The 5,428-nt window shown below is 34.0% G+C and carries 6 protein-coding genes; 3 read left to right on the top strand and 3 right to left on the bottom strand.

Annotated elements, in window-relative coordinates; all coding sequences use genetic code 11:
- Positions 1-393: 393 nt before the first annotated feature.
- Positions 394-570 carry a hypothetical protein gene (locus tag DB41_RS11620; protein ID WP_155117575.1) on the bottom strand — a complete coding sequence of 59 codons (177 nt, stop codon included), beginning with the start codon at positions 568-570 and terminating at the stop codon, positions 394-396.
- On the bottom strand, positions 563-778 hold the full coding sequence (locus DB41_RS03985) for a hypothetical protein (RefSeq protein WP_039384589.1): 216 nt from the start codon (positions 776-778) through the stop codon (positions 563-565). Before DB41_RS03985 ends, DB41_RS11620 begins: the two co-directional genes overlap by 8 nt.
- 422 nt (positions 779-1,200) lie before the next feature.
- On the opposite strand from DB41_RS03985, the gene DB41_RS03990 reads away from it, so the two are divergent.
- Positions 1,201-2,793 (top strand): DUF4135 domain-containing protein, encoded by a 1,593-nt coding sequence (locus DB41_RS03990; RefSeq protein WP_039384590.1) that lies wholly within the window; start codon positions 1,201-1,203, stop codon positions 2,791-2,793.
- 1,042 nt (positions 2,794-3,835) lie between these two features.
- On the opposite strand, the gene DB41_RS12835 is transcribed toward DB41_RS03990, so the two are convergent.
- Entirely contained in the window at positions 3,836-4,054 is a 219-nt protein-coding gene (locus DB41_RS12835; RefSeq protein ID WP_039384592.1) for a DUF4277 domain-containing protein, read from the bottom strand.
- Between the two features lie 331 nt (positions 4,055-4,385).
- Between DB41_RS12835 and DB41_RS04000 the strand changes: the two genes are divergently transcribed.
- Together DB41_RS04000 and DB41_RS04005 are read left to right on the top strand one after the other, a co-directional pair.
- Positions 4,386-4,763 carry a type II toxin-antitoxin system RelE/ParE family toxin gene (locus DB41_RS04000; RefSeq protein WP_238578422.1) on the top strand — a complete coding sequence of 126 codons (378 nt, stop codon included), beginning with the start codon at positions 4,386-4,388 and terminating at the stop codon, positions 4,761-4,763.
- A gap of 5 nt (positions 4,764-4,768) precedes the next feature.
- Positions 4,769-5,173, top strand: coding sequence for a helix-turn-helix domain-containing protein (locus DB41_RS04005; protein ID WP_052243878.1), 405 nt, complete (start codon positions 4,769-4,771; stop codon positions 5,171-5,173).
- Positions 5,174-5,428 lie beyond the last annotated feature (255 nt).

The following is a 5,428-nucleotide window of genomic DNA, read 5'->3' on the forward strand; positions in this document are numbered from 1 at the left end:
ATGATCTAGCGCCTTGAACTTAATTTCAATCTCTTTGAAAACCTTTCGGCTTTTTCCAGCTTTTAGCTTCTCTTTACTTTCTTCCAACCACTTTTTTAGATCAAAAATATTGCACCAAATTGCAGCCTTAAGATAAATATCCACATAGATGATAAAAATCAATTAAGTGGCCGCATCGATTGCAAAACTTTAGTTTTATTTGCTTTAGCTATCCAGGGCGCTCCATCAATTATGGCATGCACATAGCTGCCTTCTTTCATGCCCGCTATAAGAGCACATTCTAGCATCTATTGACCTGCTGTTCTGCCGGTCCAATACTACCAGCATAGAAGCGGTTGGCTTTGTCTTTGCCTCTTGCCAAACTTAGTTTGGCTTCTTTCTAACATGCTTTTCTTATTTTTCTTGCATCTTTTTTACTTGTTTGTCGATCTCGTCCATCGTCGCAATGGGTACCATACTCTCATCTGTTTCACTGATAATAATTGCTTCTTGACTCGACGTTTCTTTTTTTAGCTTAGCTATTTCGCTTGCATGCTTTTGGGTAATCAATCTAGCCAAGGGTCTAATCAATTTTCCTGCTTGTAGGAAGCATCTCTCTTCCATACCTACTATCCCAAATGTTGTATGTCAATTTAGCTTTTTTTGAGTGCTGCCTTAATTTCATTTCCCGAGCCTTGGCTTCTTGTTCATTTACTTGATGCTTTGCCCAATCCTCTAGGCATTTTTTCCCTAAGCCTCTAACTTCGGGAATAAGAGCAAATTTAGCATCATCCGCCACTTTTATCCCTTTAACTCTTTCGGTAATATAAATCTATAAGGGATTCTAATAAGTTGGGATGATTCTTTAAGCGATTTACTACATGATTAACTTCTTTTTCGTTAAGCATATGCAACCTCTTTGTGCTACATTTTCAGGAGGTATTAATCCTTCCTTATCTTGCCAACACTTTTAATTACACCCCAGGTGACTGATCATTATATCAATTGATTGAGATTATATTGGTTTTATGAGGAAGACCTTAAGTTTCTAATTTTAAGGAACTTTTATGAGCCAACTCAAGGGCAAAAGTTCCTCTTCCCTAGGCCTGCCTTTAAAAAAAGCATTAAATTATATTTAATATTAAACAAATATTCACAAAATAAATTATTTAGGTTATAATAAATGTAAATTTTTTTATTAATGTTTCATAAAAGGTTAAAATGTCTTCAAACAATGTAAGTTACCTCTCTTTTAAATATCCTTTCATAAATTTCAACTGTGTTCCTCAAATTATTGCGAATAAGCAGAGCAACTTAGAAAATGTAAAGGCAATCGCAAAAAATGTTTTTTCCGAAGTAAAAAATTTTCCAAGCCAACATCCTAAGATTTTTTTCTCCTCGATAAGTGGAATTTTTTTATTAGGAGGAGCTTACGCTTTATATTCTTTTAGGAAACCCGCCCTACCTTTATTTTCTATAAAAAAAGTTGTTCAAAATACTCACGCTTATATAAAGGTAGATAAAGATAGAGAAGCGAAGATATATGTAAATAATTTTATTAAAGCTTATCTTATATCAAGCGTAATTACTGTCCAATTAGGCTCAGAGAGTAGAGATAGTTTTCTTCAACACTTGTCTGAGAAAATATTAGATGTAGTTAATATGGAGGAAGCGTTAGAAAGCTCTAAAATTATAATGATTGAAAACATTCTTTCTAATTTTGTGTCCTTCATTAACCAAATAAAGAACAGAGTAGAAAGAGATATTAATCAGGGAAATTTGAGGTATTTTAATATAACAGAAGACGACACTCTTGTAGAAATGTTGGCTGTAGGAAAGGAAACTCACTGTAAAGGCAAAATACCTTTTAAGTTGATTTTTGGGAGTGGGGAGGAAATTATTTACAAGCCCCGTTCTATGTTACCTGAATTATTATTATGTGATGAAGATAGAGGATTATTAAACACTTTTGGATTTGGGACATATAAGGTACTTGATCTTGAGGATGAATTTAGTAGGCCCGATAGCTTTTATAGCTATTGCGACGTACTTAAAAATACGCAAGACAACAATACCATTGCTAATAATGAAGAATTAAAAGATTACTTTAAAAAGTTATGTGTTTTAGAAAAGATTGCTCAACGACTTAGAATATCTGATTTGCATTACCTAAACATGATTACCTCTAATAAATCTCCGTATTTAATTGATGTGGAAGTATTTTTAATACCTAATTTTGACCATGTAGGAAGCGGGATTTTCAGTAGTAAGGACGGGGCCGCTTATTGGTTTGATTGTTCCGGAGGCGTTGATCCTTCCTTGAGGGGATTAAATCGTCTCTGGTTTACGGATAGATATCAGCAAGAAATCTCAGGTAATGAAAATGCAGCACAGCTTTCCTACATGATTACGGATGAACAATTGAAGATAGCAGACATAAATGTTAAAAACTTATTAGAAAATATTGATATGTTTCAGGAATCCGACTCAGAATATGAGACAAGAATACAGGAAATTCATGAGACTTTGGAACATACAAGAGGACGTGTGGTTTTATTGAATACTAGCTCTTTAAACAATATTACTAGTCGAATTGATCCCGCCCAAGAGGAAGGTATACTACATTTAGTTGAAGCCATACAAGAGGAAGTTGAAATGTTGCAATTGACTTTTCATGTCGATAACCTAGAACAAATAAAAAAGCAGATTTGTTTAGATTGCTTTAATAGAGATATTCCTGTTTTTTACTATAATAGCTTTGAGCATCATCTTTATTATTCTGACGTATTAATTGGAAGCCAAGCTAGAGGGTAGTAAATCTTAGGAAGCCCTCTGCAGGGAGGAGTGAGAGCATATCTTAAATAATTTATATTAAAGTTTTATCTTAGATTAAAACTTGATTCATCTTACAATATTTAGGGATCAACAAATAAGAAGTTTGCTTTTTTACAGTTAATGATTATGAAGTATGAAAACATTATATGAGTTAAATAGCTCTGCAAGAAACTGGACTTATGGAGTAGATGAAGCACAAGTGGTCAATCTTACGCTTGAATAACATTTTGTTAGCAGTAAAATAAACGGAGCCAACTTAAGTGGTTTATAAGAGCGCAACGGGAAGAAAAAAGGTCCTTCATTTAGCTACTGGGAATCAGCCACGTAACAAGGAAATCTTCATAAATGTAACGTCTGATAATATATGTTATGTTATATAAATGCTTGAAGATCAGGAAATTGTATCTTTTCCAAAGGCAGTTTAACGCAACCTAGCTGCTTACCGTATGAAGGAAAAAAAACGGTTTTTGCCTTGCCTCTTATGATATTTGCTAATCTCTTTATATCACTGGTGGTTGCTCCTGTCGTAATTAATTAGAATATATTTGTCCTTAGGATTAAGGTGAAGGAGATGGAAATCCTATGAACGGAAAACCTAAGAGAATTATTCTTAGATAAATGTGCCACTAGCCAGCATCGAAAGAATTAAGAAAATTGGCCAGATTTTCCTTAAAAAAATGAAGCTCGTTGATAATGCTATTATTACCATTATAGGTTTTTATTGAAATTGCCTCACTAAGATCTCCTTCTTGCCTATTTTCTTACTATTATTAATAGCCTAGTCTGGCAGTTTTTTAAGAAATTAGCCTTCTAAATAAATTTTTCCTTGTATAATTGACAAAAAGTGTATGGATTTACACCATAAAATTGACAAATATGCTCAAAACCATGATTTCTCACTACGTTTCAGAATAATAAAATTTTTGGTAAGGAAGTCTTAAGTATCTAAGAATAATTATATGACGTTATTTCAGATCGGTAATTTTCAATTTATTACGGTCAATAAAGACCGTATGCAGGCCTAGAAAACAGAAAAACACCCAGCGTGCTGTTGGCGTTTGCGGAAGTTTTCACCATTGTTCTGATAGGCTCTCATAGTTTCCATCCTCCCTAAAACATTATCATCAATTCGCTCAGGGATAACTGGCGTACCTAGCAAATGATCGATGGGTTTGTCTTCAAAGTACTCAGAATACATGTAAAGCGTCCGACTTTCAAATTCCAATCCGTTTAAGATCATGCATTTAACAGCTTACCCATAGGTTAGAGCCTTATTTTCGCCTCATCACCTACTGCTTGGTCAATAAGGTCAACTAACCCTATCCCCTCACCCATTCTAAGCTATTAATCCTAAATAATTACCGTTTTGCGCATCTATTTGCATAGCTTTTAGTCTTTTAATTTAAACCTTTAAAGAAAACGTCTTACTTGATTAGTGTTCAAAATTCCTAATTATTTTTTTGCTGGGAAATATAAGTTGTAGAGAAAATCTAAATCTTTTTTATAATTGGCTATTAGATTCATCTTGAGAGATTATCCCAATTTTGGGATAATCCCTATGTGGAGGGATGATGGATCAAAAAAGACCGATTATTTGGATTGGATCTAGCAAAAAAGACTTTATGGAATTTCCTGATGGAGTGAGGAACGAGATGGGTCACGCTTTATACATTGCTCAAAAAGGTGAAAAACATAGAGACGCTAAACCTCTTAAGGGATTTGGAGGTGGTTCCGTTATTGAAATCGTCCAAAGTGATGCCCGAGGTACCTATCGAACAGTGTATACGGTTCAAATGGAAAAAGCTGTTATTATTCTTCATACTTTTCAAAAAAAATCAAAGACGGGCATTAAAACTCCAAAGCAAGAGATTGATCTAGTTGAGCAAAGATTGAGAACTGCACATCAAAAATACAAAGAATGGCTTGACATGCTTAAATTAAGAGGTTAACTAACATGGTCATTAGAAAAAAACAACAAAAGATAGAAGGAATTGAATTTGAAATTAGTAGTGACAATATTTTTGCAGATATTGGAGTTGCTAACGCAGAAGAAGAACTTACTAAAGCCGAATTGGCATGGGAAATTGACAATATTATAAAAAAAAGAAAGCTTACCCAGCAGAAAGCTGCAATAATTATGCAAATCAATCAACCCAAAGTATCTGCATTGTTGCATCGAAAGCTGGCAGGTTTCTCCATAGAACGCTTACTACATTTCTTAAATTTACTCGGGCAAGATATTGATATTGTTGTGAAACCTAAGCCGCAGAATAGAAAGAATGCGCGAGTTAATGTTTTTGGCTATAAAGAATATTCAGGAATTCTGCCCAGTAGTCCTATGGCTGCAAAATCTTCTTAACAAATCATGTTTTTAAAAGTTATAGAATGAGCTGTAATAGAAACGGCTTATTTGAAGTGCTTTATTAGATTATGCAAAGGCATATTATGCAGATAAGAATTATTCGAAGAAAAGATTGCAAGGCTCATAAAGAAAAGAAAGCTAAAAAGGAAGATTTCAAAAAAGCATAGCAGACAACCAGAGCAAGGGGATATAATTATTGAAGCTGGGGAATAAGGAAAACTCATTTAAAACCAACTTTTAACCCACATTCCG

This window comes from Neochlamydia sp. TUME1 (assembly GCF_000813645.1).
Lineage (GTDB): Bacteria > Chlamydiota > Chlamydiia > Chlamydiales > Parachlamydiaceae > Neochlamydia.

Excerpts from the sequence above, each read along its gene's own strand:
- DB41_RS03990 (WP_039384590.1), top strand. The coding sequence starts at position 1,201 with ATGTCTTCAAACAATGTAAGTTACCTCTCTTTTAAATATCCTTTCATA.
- DB41_RS12835 (WP_039384592.1), bottom strand. The coding sequence starts at position 4,054 with ATGATCTTAAACGGATTGGAATTTGAAAGTCGGACGCTTTACATGTAT.
- DB41_RS04000 (WP_238578422.1), top strand. The coding sequence starts at position 4,386 with ATGGATCAAAAAAGACCGATTATTTGGATTGGATCTAGCAAAAAAGAC.
- DB41_RS04005 (WP_052243878.1), top strand. The coding sequence starts at position 4,769 with ATGGTCATTAGAAAAAAACAACAAAAGATAGAAGGAATTGAATTTGAA.